The sequence below is a fragment of the Candidatus Melainabacteria bacterium genome, from assembly GCA_003963305.1.
Taxonomy (GTDB): Bacteria; Cyanobacteriota; Vampirovibrionia; order Obscuribacterales; family Obscuribacteraceae; genus PALSA-1081.
On sequence record RXJR01000003.1, the window covers coordinates 15,465 to 31,040 of the forward strand.

The 15,576-nt window shown below is 49.1% G+C and carries 13 protein-coding genes; 8 read left to right on the forward strand and 5 right to left on the reverse strand.

What is annotated here, in order from left to right:
- Positions 1-103: 103 nt before the first annotated feature.
- Positions 104-934, reverse strand: coding sequence for an S-methyl-5'-thioadenosine phosphorylase (locus EKK48_03240; GenBank protein RTL45086.1), 831 nt, complete (start codon positions 932-934; stop codon positions 104-106).
- 249 nt (positions 935-1,183) lie between these two features.
- On the opposite strand from EKK48_03240, the gene EKK48_03245 reads away from it, so the two are divergent.
- The 7 genes from EKK48_03245 to def all read left to right on the forward strand — a co-directional run bounded on the left by EKK48_03245 (position 1,184) and on the right by def (position 9,539).
- Entirely contained in the window at positions 1,184-2,530 is a 1,347-nt protein-coding gene (locus EKK48_03245; protein RTL45087.1) for a S41 family peptidase, read from the forward strand.
- Between the two features lie 193 nt (positions 2,531-2,723).
- Complete coding sequence (locus EKK48_03250; protein ID RTL45088.1) at positions 2,724-3,479, forward strand: hypothetical protein; 756 nt, start codon at positions 2,724-2,726, stop codon at positions 3,477-3,479.
- A gap of 201 nt (positions 3,480-3,680) precedes the next feature.
- The gene (locus EKK48_03255; GenBank protein RTL45277.1) at positions 3,681-4,472 is read left to right on the forward strand and encodes a kinase/pyrophosphorylase; all 792 of its coding nucleotides are present in this window, start codon (positions 3,681-3,683) and stop codon (positions 4,470-4,472) included.
- A 94-nt stretch (positions 4,473-4,566) separates the two neighbouring features.
- Positions 4,567-7,302, forward strand: coding sequence for a pyruvate, phosphate dikinase (locus EKK48_03260; GenBank protein ID RTL45278.1), 2,736 nt, complete (start codon positions 4,567-4,569; stop codon positions 7,300-7,302).
- A gap of 161 nt (positions 7,303-7,463) precedes the next feature.
- Positions 7,464-8,408, forward strand: coding sequence for a tetratricopeptide repeat protein (locus EKK48_03265; GenBank protein RTL45089.1), 945 nt, complete (start codon positions 7,464-7,466; stop codon positions 8,406-8,408).
- A 51-nt stretch (positions 8,409-8,459) separates the two neighbouring features.
- On the forward strand, positions 8,460-9,008 hold the full coding sequence (locus tag EKK48_03270; protein ID RTL45090.1) for an ACT domain-containing protein: 549 nt from the start codon (positions 8,460-8,462) through the stop codon (positions 9,006-9,008).
- Positions 9,009-9,539: a peptide deformylase gene (gene def / locus EKK48_03275; protein ID RTL45091.1), complete on the forward strand. Its 531-nt coding sequence runs from the start codon at positions 9,009-9,011 to the stop codon at positions 9,537-9,539.
- A 164-nt stretch (positions 9,540-9,703) separates the two neighbouring features.
- Here def and EKK48_03280 read toward each other — a convergent pair whose 3' ends face one another.
- The 3 genes from EKK48_03280 to EKK48_03290 form a co-directional block, all read right to left on the reverse strand.
- Positions 9,704-11,338 (reverse strand): serine/threonine protein kinase, encoded by a 1,635-nt coding sequence (locus EKK48_03280; protein RTL45092.1) that lies wholly within the window; start codon positions 11,336-11,338, stop codon positions 9,704-9,706.
- Between the two features lie 3 nt (positions 11,339-11,341).
- On the reverse strand, positions 11,342-12,799 hold the full coding sequence (locus tag EKK48_03285; protein ID RTL45093.1) for a serine/threonine protein kinase: 1,458 nt from the start codon (positions 12,797-12,799) through the stop codon (positions 11,342-11,344).
- Positions 12,800-12,903: 104 nt separating this feature from the next.
- Positions 12,904-13,833 carry an SDR family oxidoreductase gene (locus tag EKK48_03290; GenBank protein RTL45094.1) on the reverse strand — a complete coding sequence of 310 codons (930 nt, stop codon included), beginning with the start codon at positions 13,831-13,833 and terminating at the stop codon, positions 12,904-12,906.
- Between the two features lie 138 nt (positions 13,834-13,971).
- Here EKK48_03290 and EKK48_03295 point away from each other — a divergent pair, with 138 nt between their 5' ends.
- Positions 13,972-14,247 (forward strand): tetratricopeptide repeat protein, encoded by a 276-nt coding sequence (locus EKK48_03295; protein ID RTL45095.1) that lies wholly within the window; start codon positions 13,972-13,974, stop codon positions 14,245-14,247.
- A gap of 95 nt (positions 14,248-14,342) precedes the next feature.
- On the opposite strand, the gene EKK48_03300 is transcribed toward EKK48_03295, so the two are convergent.
- Positions 14,343-15,521, reverse strand: coding sequence for a hypothetical protein (locus tag EKK48_03300; protein RTL45096.1), 1,179 nt, complete (start codon positions 15,519-15,521; stop codon positions 14,343-14,345).
- Between the last annotated feature and the right edge of the window lie 55 nt (positions 15,522-15,576).

The window sequence follows — 15,576 nt, forward strand, 5'->3', positions numbered from 1 at the left end:
GTAACGGTTCAGCAAGTAATGGTTCAGCATATCAGAGCAACTTAATATAGCCCTTAAACTTAGCGCTTAAGGGCTGATTTGATTAAGTGTTCTTGACAGTCTCTCAGGCGCGCGAGTGCAAGAGCGTTTCGGCGCACTTGCAATTGGCCCGCTTGTCAGGAATGGTTTCGACAAATTTGACGAGCAGATTCTGCAGCTTGCCTAGATTTGCACCGAACACTTTGATCACTTCCGAGTGAGAAACAGGTTCGACGTTGCCGTGGAGCCCGGAATCGTAGTCTGTGATCAGTGAAATGTTGACGACACACATTTCCAGTTCGTGAGCCAGATGAGCTTCCGGATATTGGGTCATGTTTATAACTTCCCATCCTTGTGCTCCAAACCAGATGGACTCGGCTTTGGATGAGAACCGAGGACCTTGAATTACAACTACTGTGCCCTGGGGATGCATCGTGATACCGCATGCTTCGCCAGCCTTGACGGCCAGGGGGCGCAATTCAGGGCAGTATGTTTCTGCCGCCGAAACGTGAGTGGCGATGGGACCTTCGTAGAACGTATCGATTCGTCCGCTGGTGCGGTCGACAAACTGGTCGCAAATAACGAAATCGCCGGGTTTGACATGTTTCTGCAGGCTGCCTGCGGCGCAAGGTGAAATCAAACGCGTTACGCCCAGTGACTTCATGGCCCATAAGTTAGCCCGATAGTTGATTTTGTGTGGAGCGATTGTGTGCTTTCCACCGTGTCGAGGAATGAACGCCACTTTTTTGCCGGCTATGCTTCCGATTGCGACGCTGTCGCTGGGCGCACCGTAAGGTGTTTCTATCTGTCTTTCCTCGAACTCGTCAAAGAGTTTGTAGAAACCAGACCCGCCAAATATGCCGATGTTTGCTGAAAGCTTGTCCACGACTGCGATTTCTCCTCGATTGAACTCCATAAGCAACTCCACTTCGGGTTGCTCGGCATATACTAACACCCGCAGAATCGAGCAAAATGTCTAGGACTTGCGCATAATGGGTATATAAACCATGTCAAAGTCCATCACCAGAGCCATCATTCCGAAAATTTACGCCTTGCCGGTCAGTCTTTTCTGAGGCTGAAACCATTGAAAACAGTGAGTTGCCGCTAAGTAGAACAGCGGGCAAGCGTGAAAAATCCAGCTCCCGACAGTCTCCAGGATACTTATATGCGCCGGAAACTTTTACTTACAATTCCTTTTGCCCTGGCATTTTCTCTAGTCGATTCGAGTGTTATTGCCAGCGATAGAAAATTTACTATAGTCGCTTCTGAGTCTGAGTTGCCCAGGCTGATTCAGACCATGCGAGGTGATCGGACTGTTGATCCAGATCGGCTTTACGAGCGTGTTTTCAATCTGATTAAGGACGATTTTTACGAGCCTGACACGCTTGGTAAACAGAACTGGGAGAGGTGGCAGCACCGATACGACGGGAAGCTGAAGACTCTCGAAGATGCTCATAAAGCAATTGAGACGATGCTGGCTAGCCTCGGAGACCGTTACACCAGATTTCTGGACACTGATGCTTTCGCTGATGAGAAGTCGCAAATCGACGCCAAGTTGTTTGGAATTGGAATTCAGATCGGAATTGACAAGGATCACAGAGTCATTGTCATCACGCCCATTGACGATACGCCCGCTTCTAGAGCCGGATTGCAACCGGGGGATGAGATTGCTGAGATAGATGGCAAGGCGACCAAAGGTTTTTCTGTCGAAGACGCGGCTAAGTACATACGCGGGAAAATAGATACTCCAGTCAATCTTGTCCTGATGCGCAAGAAAGAGCGTATTAAAGTAACCGTCGTGCGGGCCGAGATTGCAATTAAAGCTGTTCAGACGGCTAAAATGCTTGATTCGCAGGTTGGCTATATTCGCTTGAGCAGTTTTATTTCGCAACAGGCGAATCGCGAGATGAGTGAGGCTCTCGTCAAAATGTCTGGTGCGAAAGGAATAGTACTTGATTTGCGTGATAATCCTGGCGGATTGCTGACAAATGCAATCGAAATTTCGAACATGTTTTTGGACAGTGGAGTGATAGTTTCAACAGTTGATCGAGATGGATACAAGAATCCGTCCCCATCCGACGGCAAGCCGATCTGTAGACAACCGCTGGTGGTGCTGGTCAATAAGAACAGTGCCAGTGCCTCTGAAATTACAAGTGGTGCTTTGAAAGACAATGGCCGCGCTACTCTGGTCGGGCAAACCACGTTCGGGAAGGGGCTCGTGCAGGGAATCAATAAATTGGAAGACGGCAGCGGCGTCAACATCACAATTGCCCGGTATTTGACACCGAACGACACCGACATCAACAAAAAGGGCATCGGTCCCGACGTCAAAGTGGAAATCACTGACAAAGATCTCAAGGAAGGTAGAGGTCCATGGTGGGCTGATCCCGATGGACCAGCAGCCAAGCGTGTTCCTGAAGACATGAAAGACGTGCAACTTAAATCAGCCGTTGAAGTTTGTCACCGAAAAATTGATGACATCAATCCTGTCGCGATAAACGCTCGTAAGTAAGTGAGTAAGCACGAAATCTGCGAACGATTCAGTGAGTGTGTGACCGAGTCACCGAGTGTGTGACCGATTCATCAAGTGTGTGATACCTCATTTCTAATCTGAACGGTTTCCGCTTATCGTGAGTGAGATAAGCGAAAGCTCAAGAATTCAACTGGGCGGTTACAATATTGACCACTCCACTCGGAATTGAACCTTGCAATCGAGTAAGAAGAAGAAGCTGACAGACTGTCTCGCCGTTGTTGGCACAGGAGCTGCTTGCGGTAAAACGGTATTGCTCTCCGGCATGGCCGGAGCTTTGCGAGAGCAGGGTTTTAAAACTCGAGCCATTAAACCCATTGTTTTTGGTCAAAATCGAACCTCTGAGTCCGAGCTGTCATTCATCAGTAGTGTTTCGCAAACACCGCCAGGCTACCATCAGATTTTTCTGGAAACGTCTGGCAGCATGCGCGAGGCTGATTTTCACAAGGCCATCAGTCAGAATCGAGACGGAGAGTCTTTGACTTTAGTTGAGTTGCCAGGGGGAGCGGCGACGCCAGTTTATTTCGACGCCTCTGAGTCCGGATCCAAAGTGATCGAGTGGCAAGATACGGCAAACATTGTGCGCAAAGCGAACCTCCCTTGCATTCTGGTCGCCAGGCATGCTTCTGATGCCATCGAACAGCTTGTGCTGAATGCGTATTATCTGACGATGCAGCGCATTGTCGTGGTTGGATTGGCTACTGTGGAGACTGCCTCCGGCATGGGCTCTGAAATAGAGAATCGGATGCGGCGCGAGGATTTTGCCATGGCTCTTTTCTCGCGAACAGGCGCTCCCTATCTAGGATGTATCAAGTACAGCATGTCAGTGAGTGTGCCGGGCTGTAACCAGGGAAATTTGCTTAAGTTGACAACTGCTGGGCTGGACCTTTTGACGGTCATGAAAGCTCTCAATTTGACTGTCTCCGTCTGAGCCCAGAAGATGAAGGTGAGTAGACCTTATTAAAGTTATCTGTTGTTTCAACAGTTTTGGCTTAACCCGTGTGAACATTGAGCCCAATACTAGAGCGCATTGCTTTTAGAGCTTTGCGATGTTGCGGGTGATGTAGTGGAACAGCACGAAAATCCTGCCCTAGAAATAGATTCGCCGTTTCCGACTGAAACGCGCGAACTCATCGTTTTTACGATTTCTGACTCCAGTGGTGAGACTGCCGAAGCGGTTGCCAGAGCAGCTCTCGTCCAATTTCAGCCCGGGCGGGCCTCGATTTACCGGCTGCCGCAAGTGCGCAGCTGTCAGCAACTGGCTGGTCTGGTTCGCGAAGTATCGCATGGCAACGCTGTTATCGCTTATACGCTTGTATTGCCGGAGTATCGGGAAACTCTGGAAAAGGAAGCTCGTAAGTTCAACATTCCAACGGTCGATTTGCTCGGTCCTTTAATCACACGCATTTCGTCGCTGACCGGTACGGCTCCTATGTCTCAACCGGGTCGATTGCATTTACTCGATGAAACCTACTTCCGCCGCATTGAAGCAGTAGATTTCGCAATTAGATTTGATGACGGAAAAAATCCCGATGGTATTACTCAGGCTGACGTCGTGCTTACGGGTGTTTCCAGGACGAGCAAGACCCCGAACTGCATGTACCTGGCGCATCACTATGGACTCAAAGCGGCTAACGTTCCCATCGTCTCCGGTGTCGAGCCTCCGCTCGCCTTATTCCAGATCAATCCTCGCAAGATTGTTGGGCTGCATATTGACCCTTACTTGCTGCAAGACATCCGCACCACTCGTGCTCAAATTCTCGGTATGCCAACCAGTACTGACTATGCTGATCCCGACCGCATTCGTCAGGAAGTGCGACAAGCCAAAAAGTTGTTTCGTGAATTGAAGTGCCACGTCATAGACGTGTCTGCCAAAGCAATCGAAGAAACATCCAGCGAAATTTACTTACACCTTCGTCAATAACACGGAACCACCAACCAACCACACTCATAGCAAACTGGAGAAAGCGAGCATGATGAGCACCACCGGATCGACAACAATCAAAAAAGGCACCGAAATGAAAAGAGTGCTTTTGTTTGCAGACGCGTACAAAGCGTTTCAGGGAGATTCGAAAGAACTCACTGATACGACGCGTTCTGCCATGAAGGAGTATCTTGGTGGCAAGGGTGCCGGACTGGCCGAGATGACCGCCAGTGGTGTCAATGTTCCTCCAGGTTTGACCATCGCTACTTCAGTTTGCCGAGCTTATCACGAACATGGACAGAAGGTGCCTGCCGGGCTTTTCGATGAAGTGCTCGAGGAACTGAAGCAAGTTGAAAAGTCGCTTGATAGAAAGCTAGGCGACCTCGAAAAGCCGCTCTTGTTGTCGGTTCGATCTGGTGCCAAGTTCTCGATGCCGGGAATGATGGACACAATTTTGAATCTTGGTTTGAACGATAAGACAGTTGAATCTCTTGCGAAACTGACTAACAATCCTCGTTTTGCCTGGGACAGCTACAGGCGTTTTATTCAGATGTACAGCAACGTTGTGCTCGAAATCCATAAAGACAAATTTGAAGACATCCTTGAGGATAAAAAAGACGATTTAGGCATTAAAAATGATCCTGACTTGACTGCTGATCATCTCAAGGAACTGGTCAAGGAATATAAGGAGCTTGTACTCAAGCAGCATGGCAAGCCATTTCCGCAGGACACAACTGAGCAGTTGACCGGTGCCATCGAAGCAGTGTTCAAAAGTTGGAATAACAACCGCGCTATCTACTACCGAAATTTGAACAAGATCGATCACAATCTCGGTACGGCGGTAAATATTCAGGCCATGGTGTTTGGCAATCTCAACGACAAGTCCGGAACGGGCGTTTGCTTCACCCGCAATCCGAGCACTGGCGAGAAGGCATTATACGGCGAGTACCTGGTTAATGCTCAGGGCGAGGATGTTGTCGCCGGCACTCGGACACCAAAGAAAATTGCCGAGATGGCAAAAGAAATGCCGAAGGTTTATGAGGAACTGCTGGCTACAGTCGGTAAGCTCGAAAAACATTATAAGGATATGCAGGATATCGAGTTTACTGTTGAGCACGAACGTCTATTTATTCTCCAAACCCGTACAGGAAAACGTACAGCCGCAGCTGCAGTGAAGCTGGCTGTCGACATGAACAATGAGAATATTATTGGTGTGAATGAGGCTCTGTCGCGGGTCGAGCCGATGCAATTGAATCAATTGCTTTTGCCGAGTTTTGTGCCGTCTGAAAAGGCTAAAGCAAAAGATGAAGGGCGCTTACTCACCACCGGATTGAATGCGTCTCCGGGAGCCGCTATAGGACTTATTTGTTTTGACCCGAATGAATCGGAAAAACTTGCTGAAAAGAACGAGAAAGTGATTTTGGTGCGTATTGAAACATGCCCTGACGATATTCACGGTATTGTTCCAGCTCAAGGTGTAGTCACCACGCGTGGTGGCATGACCAGTCATGCTGCGGTGGTTGCCAGAGGCATGGGGAAACCATGTGTCGCAGGCTGTGAAGCAGTAAAAATCGACATGCATAAACAAGAGTTTACTGTAAACGGAAAGACATTCAAAAAAGGTGACGTGATTTCAATCGACGGCTCTACCGGAGAGATTTTCAGCGGCGCGATTGCGCGTCATGAACCGGAATTCTCTCAGGAGTTCAAGACGCTTTTGGGTTGGGCTGATAAGGTTCGCAAGTTGAGAGTGCGAGCTAATGCTGACACTCCAGAAGATGCTCGCGTTGCTCGTGATTTCGGTGCTGAAGGTATAGGTCTGTGCAGAACCGAGCATATGTTCATGAGTCAAGACAGACTTCCGTCTGTTCAAGAAATGATCATGGCGGCCGGACTGGACGAACGAACAGCCGCATTAGCTAAGCTCTTGCCTATGCAGCGCGAAGATTTTATCGGTATCTTCCGTGAAATGAAGGGGCTGCCGGTGACGATTCGCCTGCTTGATCCGCCGTTGCACGAGTTCCTCCCCAAAATGGAGGCGCTGATCGAAGAAGTTGCCACCATGAAAGCCAAGGGAGTTAAGGGTGCGCAACTGCGGGAGAAGGAATTGCTTCTCCAGAAAGTGAACGAGTTGCATGAGTCCAATCCCATGATGGGTCTGCGCGGCTGCCGTCTCGGTCTTGTGTATCCCGAGATAAATAAGATGCAGGTGCAAGCAATCTTTGAAGCTGCCATTGCAGTGAAAAAAGAAGGCATCGAGGTTTTGCCCGAGATCATGATTCCTCTGGTCGGCCATGTAAATGAGCTGAAGACGGCACGTAGCGTTTTAGAGGCTGCTGCTAAGGAAGTTATGGAACGGGAAAAGACAAACATCGATTATAAATTCGGAACTATGATCGAGATTCCGCGAGCCTGTGTAACCGCAGATGAAATCGCAGAGCACGCTGAATTTTTCAGCTTTGGCACAAACGACTTGACCCAGATGACTTTTGGATATAGCCGTGACGATGCTGAGGGTAAGTTCCTGAATCGTTATCTCGAGGGCATCGATGCCAACGGTGTCAGGGGAAAAATTCTCGAAAGTAATCCATTTGAAGTCCTGGACCGCAATGGTGTCGGCAAGCTCATGAAAATTGCCGTCGAATACGGCTTGCAGACGCGCCCTGATTTGAAGCTGGGAATATGCGGAGAGCACGGTGGTGAGCCATCGTCGATCGCTTTTGCCCACCAGATAGGGCTTGCCTATGTAAGTTGCTCGCCATTTAGAGTGCCGGTTGCGCGTCTAGCGGCAGCCCAGGCTGCGATCGAGACTGTGGAACGGGATAAATAAATCTCGGTTCCTGGTTTTAAACTGATATCAGTTTAAAATCGAAAGGGTGCCCTGCAATTGCCACTGGGTAAGGCTTGGCGCCCTTTCCTGGGTTCGTTTCCGCTCCCGAAAATCCGGCTTACTGCTTTGATATCATAGTTACGACGTCTGCAGGATTCTTTATGGGCAACAAAATTGACGCACTGATGGAACTTTTGCCCGAGAAAGAAACCCTCTTGGGAAGTGAACACCCGCAATTTGCTGACTATCTCACGGCTGTGGGTTTGAGTCTTTATCATGAAAGTCGTTTCGACGAAGCCGAACAAATGTTGAAACGGGCATTAGACATTCGCGAGCGCGCTTTGGCCGTCGAACACGAAGATATTGGCGAAGCTTTAAACAATCTGGCCCTGGTATATCTGGCCCAGGGCCGATATTCCGACGCTGAGCCACTGTTCAGGCGAGCTTTGCCAATCCAGGAGCGCAATCTGGGAGTCGAGCACTTGAGCACCGCGGCTGGCATGCTCAGTCTTGCCGATCTTTATCGGATGATGAGTAAATATTCTCAGGCAGAACCACTGTACAAGAAATCGCTAGAGATTCGTGAGAGGCAGTTGGGACCGGACCACCTGGATGTAGGCCAAGTTCTCAGCAGCCTGGGGCGGCTCTATTATGAGCAAGGGCGCAACGGTGATGCCGAGCCTTATCTTCGGCGGGTTCTACAGATTCAGGAAAAGGCTTTGGGTGTCGACCATCCAACCATTGCCAACACACTTACGCTACTGGCGTCTCTTTATACAGAGAAGGACCAATTTCCTAAGGCAGAAGCTTTGCATTTGCGAGCACTGACGATCAGGGAAAAGCAGCTAAGCAGTGAGCATCCCAAGGTGGCGGAGAGTTTGAATAATTTGGGATGGCTATATCACCAGAATGGTAATTACACTCGCGCCGAGTCGCTCTATCAGCGCTCCGTCGAAATCTGGGAAAATACTCTTGGTCCTGATCATGCGAACGTCGCAGCCTGTCTTGAAAATTACGCAGATTTGCTCCACAAAACCAGCCGTGAGATTGAGGCAGTTGCCCTTGAGCAGCGCGTCTTTTTGATTCGGCATCGTGCCGGCAACTAATATCTTTCTTGTCGACATGTATAATTTCAATCTGTTCAACTGGAGCGTCACGTGGCAAAGAATGTTGTTTTAACTGGTGTCGGACATGACCGGGTCGGAATTGTAGCTGAACTGGCTGAGATTCTGTTTGAGATGGGTTGTAACTTGCTCGATTCGAGTATGACGCTTTTGCGAGGTGAGTTTGCCATCATCCTGATGATTCGGCAGCCTGAGGAACAAAGCTTGGCGCAACTGAAGGAGCGGATTTTAGAGGTTGAAAACCGGCTTGGATTGACGATTCACGTGCGTGAGTTGAGTGACGCAGAAGTCGAGGTGACCGAGGATCAGGGCGCGCCTTATATAATCTCAGTATATGGTGCGGATAAGCCTGGCATCGTATCTGGTATTACGCGTGTGCTTGCTGATCTCGGTGCCAATGTAACTGATGTAGAGACTAAGCATACCGGCGATCGTGATGGCGCAACGGTCTTTTTAATGGTTCTGGAAATTAGCTTGCCTGATAGAGTTACCGAGAAACAACTACGTGCGACTCTGGATGATGCCTCCAAGCGATTGAATGTAAATGTCTCGGTTCAGTCACTGGATGTGGTGCAGCTGTAAATGGCGATTTTACCGATACTGCTTTATCCTGATGAAAGACTCAAGCAGATTTCCGCCCCCATCGAAGCGATTGATGACGCTGTCAAAAGTTTGATCGATGACTTGTTGGAAACACTTTACGAGTCTCCAGGTTGTGTGGGAATAGCTGCACCGCAAGTAGGTGCTCTTCAGCGCATGGTTATCGTTGACGCCTCGCGTAATGCCAAAGCTGGTAGCAATCACGGTCGAATGATTCTGATAAACCCCGAAGTGCTATTCTCGGAGGGAGAGGTGATGGCGAGGGAGGGATGTCTCAGCCTGCCGCATCTGACTGCTAATGTGAAGAGAGCTCAGCACATAAAGGTCAGAGCTCAAAATGAGCACGGCGAATGGTGGGAGTTTGAGTCCTCGGATTTCGAAGCGCGAGTTGTGTTACACGAAATGGATCACCTGGACGGTTTGCTTTTCCTGGATAGAGTCGCTTCTTTGAAAACTGACGTGTTCAGGCGAAAGCGCTATACACCTCCCGAGCAGCAACCGGCCCGTTCGTAGTGCGCGAGCGTTCCGCAGTTGTGTTCCGCAGGAGTGTTCCCCATGAGCATTCCCACAAGAGCGTTCCTCAAGGAGTGTTCCCCAAAGAGTGTTCCGCAAGGAGCATTCCCACAAGAGCCTTCCCCAAGGAGTGTTCCGCAGGAGCGTTTCTCAGGAAACCGGTCTCAGACCTCTGACCGAATTGATTCTCGCAGCTTAATCGTGTGCCCAGACTCTTCGTCTTGTGCGTCTTGGTTGTTATTCTGTTGTTTGTCGTCTTTGGGTCCGAGATCTTTGTCTAAATCTTCAATGATTGCATACCTCTTGGCGGTATCGAGAGCGGTGGCACGTGCAATAATTTGGTCTAGCTCTGGAGAAACATCGTCTCTAACGTTTATTGGATGTGAGCAGGTGATTGGTTCAGGATCTTCTCCGAGCAGGAGGTAGACCAGCGTCGCACCCATAGCGTAGATATCGCTTTGAGGGGTGGGCCGTCCTCTGAATTGTTCGGGCGGCAGGTAAGCATGTTTACCTACCACCGTGCCGGTTGCCGTGGATTCTGTTTGTTGAGCAACATTGAAATCTACTAGTTTTAAGATACCGTCTTTATTGAGAATCAAATTGTCCGGTGTGAAGTCGCGGTGCACTACAGGTGGTGAAAGACTATGCAGATACTGGAGTATCGAACACATTTGCGCTGCCAGATCGCGCACACGTTCTTCGCTCATGCGACCTTCTTGTTCGACTATCCGTCGCAGCGACAAACCGTCGATTCTTTCCAGCACAAGGTAGCCACGATGATCTTCTACAAAGAATTCAATTAGTTTGACGACCTGCGGACTGTCAAGTCGTTTTAGCATTGCTGCCTCATGCTGCATGCTTTCGAGAGCTTGACGACGCACGTTTACGTCGACATACACGGGTAAAATAAACTCTTTCAAGACAACTTCGGCATTGTCGCTGACGCGCCTGGCTAGATAGGCGGTACCTTGTCCACCGACACCGAGTTGTCCGACCACTGAATATTTCCCGTCAAGAAGCAGTGCGCCTTCTGATATGGGCGTCAGGCGTTCGCGCTTTGGTGGCGCTGATAGCGCTTGCAGCCAGAGTTCTGTGTAGCTGTCGTCCTGGGCCGGAGTCAACACATCGATGAGCTGTGGATCCCGAGGCACATCCGCTCCCCAATATTCGATTGCTTTGAGCATCTTATGCCGATCTTCGCTCGTTGCAATACTGCCTAGTTTCAGTTTAATTGGATAGCTCTCTGGCTGGTTCGAGCCATTAATTGCGGTGGAGAGTTCTTTGAATCGAATGATCGAATCTTGAGGCGATGTCTTGTCTGGCGGCCATGCTAGGTCGACTCGCTCCACTTTGCTCCAGGGCATCATCAATCCATTTGAGTAGTTCCAGCGGTGCCATTCCATACAGATCCCAGCTTTGCTCACTGAAATATGCGTGGGGTGCGATAAATAGCGGGCCAGAGCAATCAAGTAAATTCCCAGGAAAGTTAGAAAAAGCCCTGGCAAAATGAAGCTATCCGTAGGGTTAGGTGTCTGTCCTGCACCGGCCATGATGGCGGAGCTAGATGCACCTGAGTTCATGATGTTGGTTATCTGTTCCAGTATTAACTGTGGTCCACCAAACCCAAAAAAGAGCATCACCAGTCCAATGGTGAACAACGCTTTGACGCTGCTGAATGCTGAGAACCGGTATTTGATCCATTTTTCCATACTTGCATACGGGCGATAGGAGATAACCAACTCTCCGTCAGGAGTAAATACATTTTCCTCTTGCTGGTTTTGCGTCTGATCTTCTGGCATGGTTCAAACTTTCTCTCGGATTCGAAGTGACCTTTCGATTATGATTTCCCCGATTGCTTGCTCTAGCGCGTTTGCAGATTGCGGTCTGTCGCCTATTTCCATTTCTGTGCATGAGGCGACCAATGCGTCGATCGCGTCTGAAATCTCTGCATTTATTTCCTTTGGGTGTGAAGACATCAGTGCTTCTGGATCTTTTCCTGTTAAGAGGAAGTACATCGTGCCACCAAGTGCGTAGATGTCGCTGCTCAGGTTGGCTTTTCCTCGAAGTTGCTCCGGCGCTATGTAGGCTTGTTTACCGACCATCGTGCCGGTTGCATTGCCCACAAACTCATTGGCTGCGCCGAAGTCAATCAGCGTAATTGTGTCATCTTCTTTTCTTACGAGATTATCCGGTGTGAGATCTCGATGAATGATTGGGGGGTCTTGCGAATGCAAGTAAGCGAGAATTGATGCAATTTGTTTTGCCCATTTCAAAACAGATTCTTCTGATTGAGGTCCGTTCTGTTTCACCAGTTGTCTGAGATCCTGACCTCGGATGTATTCCAGCACCATGTAACTGCGATTGTTTTCTGTAAAGTGATCGAATACTCGGGCAATATTTTCATGATTCAGCTTCATCAGTAATCTCGCTTCGCGTTCAAACAATTCGGCAGCCTTCTGATGTGTGTGTTCATCAGCATTGGCCGGGACTACCGCCTCTTTTATAACAACCATTTCTTTTTCGTTTTCTTGTGCCAAATAGATTGCGGACAATCCCCCAAATGCCAGTTGCCGAACAATCTTGATGCGACCATTTTGTAGCTTTCTATCTGGTTCGAGCGGTACGAATGAAGTTGCGCTGAAGCGCCTGCTTAGTTCCTCCTCCCACATTTGAGTGTAACTAAATTCGATACCACGACTTTGATTTTGTAATCCGTTCTGAAACTCAATTAGTTCGGGTGATCTTTTGCAGCTCTGTCCCCAAACTTCGATTGCAAGCAGGAGTTGCTCTAATTCAGGTTTGGCGAGTCTAGAGAGATCCATAGTGCTTCGACCGCCCGAGCGGAAGAACAGGCTCAGGAAACCGCACGAAGACAGATCTTTCGCTGTAGGCTTGGAGGTATCAATTTGCACTTGAGCGGCGATTAGATCACTCCAGTGGCGTTCGCGTCTGAACCGGAGCTTCGGCAACATGAACAGCGGAAAAGAGAGTCCTTCTTTGCTGACGACGATACGATCGTCTTCACATACAGCTGCCATCAGAATAGCCAATATTGGAATTGTGCCGAGCACGATTAGCGCTCCGGCGATCGGCAGGGCAGCACCGTGTATGGCTGCCCAGTTCGTCACAACTAGTGTTAAGAATAGTCCGAAACAAAATGGCACGATTATTGCCCAGAGGGGCATTAGAGCCGTCATTACCGCAAAACCAATTTTTGCCGGCAGCGGTTTATATTTGACCGAAAGTTCAAGCTCTGCCAATCGTTTTTTCCCGGCATGGTTCAGGTTCTAAGATTTAGTACCCGAATTTGAGCCTTTTTGAAACTCTGGCAGGGTTCTCGGTCAACGAGGCTGACCGAGAGAGCTTACTTTTTGCTGCGATTGGACGAGTCGACAAACTCGGTCGGAATGCGTTTTGACATGCCAAAAATAGCACGCGGGAAGAGAGCATTCAGGCGTTCAACTGCTATGCCAGGCGCAGTGAGGACGATTTCCTGTCCACCACCTTTCTGTAGCGCCTGGAAAATATCTTCAGCTGCTCGCTCTGAGCTAATACTCAAAATATGCTTCATAACCATGCCGCGCAAATTGCCTTCCTGGGCTATCAGTGTTGGATTTTTCGACTTCATTACGTCGTTCTTGTCGAAGAACTCGGTGCGTACCCAGCCCGGACACACTGTTATGAAGTCCACGCCCTGGTTTTGCAGTTCAGCAGCCATGCCTTCAGACATGCCTGTAAGCGCAAATTTACTGGCTGCATAACAAACACTTCCCGGAAAGGCAACCTTACCGGCAACAGACGAAATATTTACTACTTTGCCCGCCTTTTGCGAAACAAAATGAGGAAGGGCTGCGTAAGTGGCATGCAGCGGAGCGAAGAAATTAACGGCGAAGACGCGCTCCCAGTCTTGAGGAGTTAAGTTCATCACAGCACCTGGTTTAGCAAGCCCTGCGTTATTCACCAGCAAGTCAATTTTTCCGAATTCTTTCAGGCAACGGTCCACAAGCGCAGCAGGCATTCCCGCTGCCGCTACGTCACCAGATGCAATAATTGCCTCACCGCCATGTTTTCGCACGCAGGCCTGTGTTTCAGCCAGCGCCTCTTCTGTGCGAGCATTGATAATTAATTTCGCTTGTAGTCGGTCAGCAAGCAGTATTGCCAGCGCTTTTCCGATGCCAGTCGATGCGCCTGTGATGACACCTGCAAAGCCCGGTTTTAATTTGTTCTTCGGCACTTTTTTGTCCTGATCTTCGATTTTAGGCTGATATCGCTTTAGATTTTGACAATCGATTATAAAGCCTCATTACATGGCACGTCCCGCATTTTTCTGCTTGAAGTCCACCCCCGTAACAAACGCCATCGCCTGATCGTGATTGGAACAGAAATTGCTTGAACTCGGTCGCTTTGGGAAGTGGTTTTCAGAGGGATTTTTATGCAACAGGTTCAGCAACTTGCTACGGAAGCAGCTCAGGCTTTATCTCAGCACAATTATGCGAAGGCGGAGGAGCTTTATAGACGAGTAATCACAATGGTCGATAGTTCTCCTGATCCTCAGAGTCCGACGGAGCTGGATATCGCGCAGTGTTTGAACGCTCTTGCGGACCTTCTCGACCGGAATAGTAAAACGGAGGAGGCTGAGGTTATGAGGCAACGAGCTCGTCGCATTACGGCCCGCGAACTCAACGAACTGGACGGCTTTCCGCGCTAAATTGAAGATCTTAAGCTGATATCAGTTGAAACTTGACTGGTAGGATTTTAAATCCCACTGGCGCAGCGTTTCGGGACGACGGAACAGCTTGATTCCTATACCAGAATCAGGAGTGTTTCGATTCCATAGATCGCCAGAAGTTCGGAGAAAGTGGGGACATAATCCGTAGTCAGCAAGACTTCCTTAAAGCTGTCGAGCGGACTTGTTGCAGCTAGCTCATGTCGAATCAAACTAAGTTGCCTTGCTCCTTCGGCGCTTGGTCGTTCTTCGATATTGAGGCGCCAGCCGTCAATGAATACTTGTACGGGAAGAATGAACGCGATCGTCAGCAAAACGTAAATGGAGAGAAATATGATGTGTGAATGATGAAAGCCGAAAGTCAAGATAGCCAGAGCTATGCCGGTGAGCACCAGAAAGCCGATCAATACAACTGAATAAGTCAGCGCAGTTATTATTCGGATCAGAATCCTCAGCATTTGCAGGCGCCAGCTTTGTCGCTTCAGATGTCCAATCACCTCCGCTATTTCTGCGTAAAGTGGAATTGAATGTAGTAGTAATAAAGCAAAACGAAGTAGTACAGCGCTCGTCAAGCACATGCTCACCAAGCCCAGGGCAAAAGTCCAGGGCTGAATGAAGATAAATGTTATTGTCACCGTAAGTAAGGCTCCGGCAATGGCAAGCACTGTGTAATATTTCGCGTACGATCGCCGGCGGCTTGATGAGACTAACAGTCCGCGCGAAAGAAGATTGCTTTTAAACTCTTCCTCGAAAGCCGCTTTGTATCCTGCCGTTGAAAAGTCTGCAATAAGTGTGGCAATGGCAGACATTCTGAAATAGCGTCTTATCTGTCGTGGATCTTGCAAGACTTTGACGACCATGTGGCGTGCTGTATGAACAACGAAGTTGTAGATTTTTGAGACTCTGCGCGCGTATTCGATCGGATCTTTCTTGATGTCCATGGGCAAGTGTTGGTCGGCCTTGGTAATTGCCCAGTCTTTGATTGTTTCTTTGGCTAGATCCCACATTCGCAATTCATATGGTGCCAGGGCAGGCACTTTGCTATTTTCTGATAGCGTTGTTTTCAGGGCGCGCTGAGTGAGATCGGCACCCAGCACCAGTAAAGCGTGTGAGATGTCTCCGTTCGACGAAAGATATGCAATTTCGGCCGGACGCAGTTTGCCCTGCTCAACAAGCAGACTTTTACCTTCATTTTGGGTGCGGGCTAAGTTTCTGCTTAGCGTCACTCTGGCGAAAGCGGTAGCAATGGCGCTCACAAGGATCGCAACTACAAATGGTGCTAGATGACTTATCTCTTCCAGCGCAGACTCT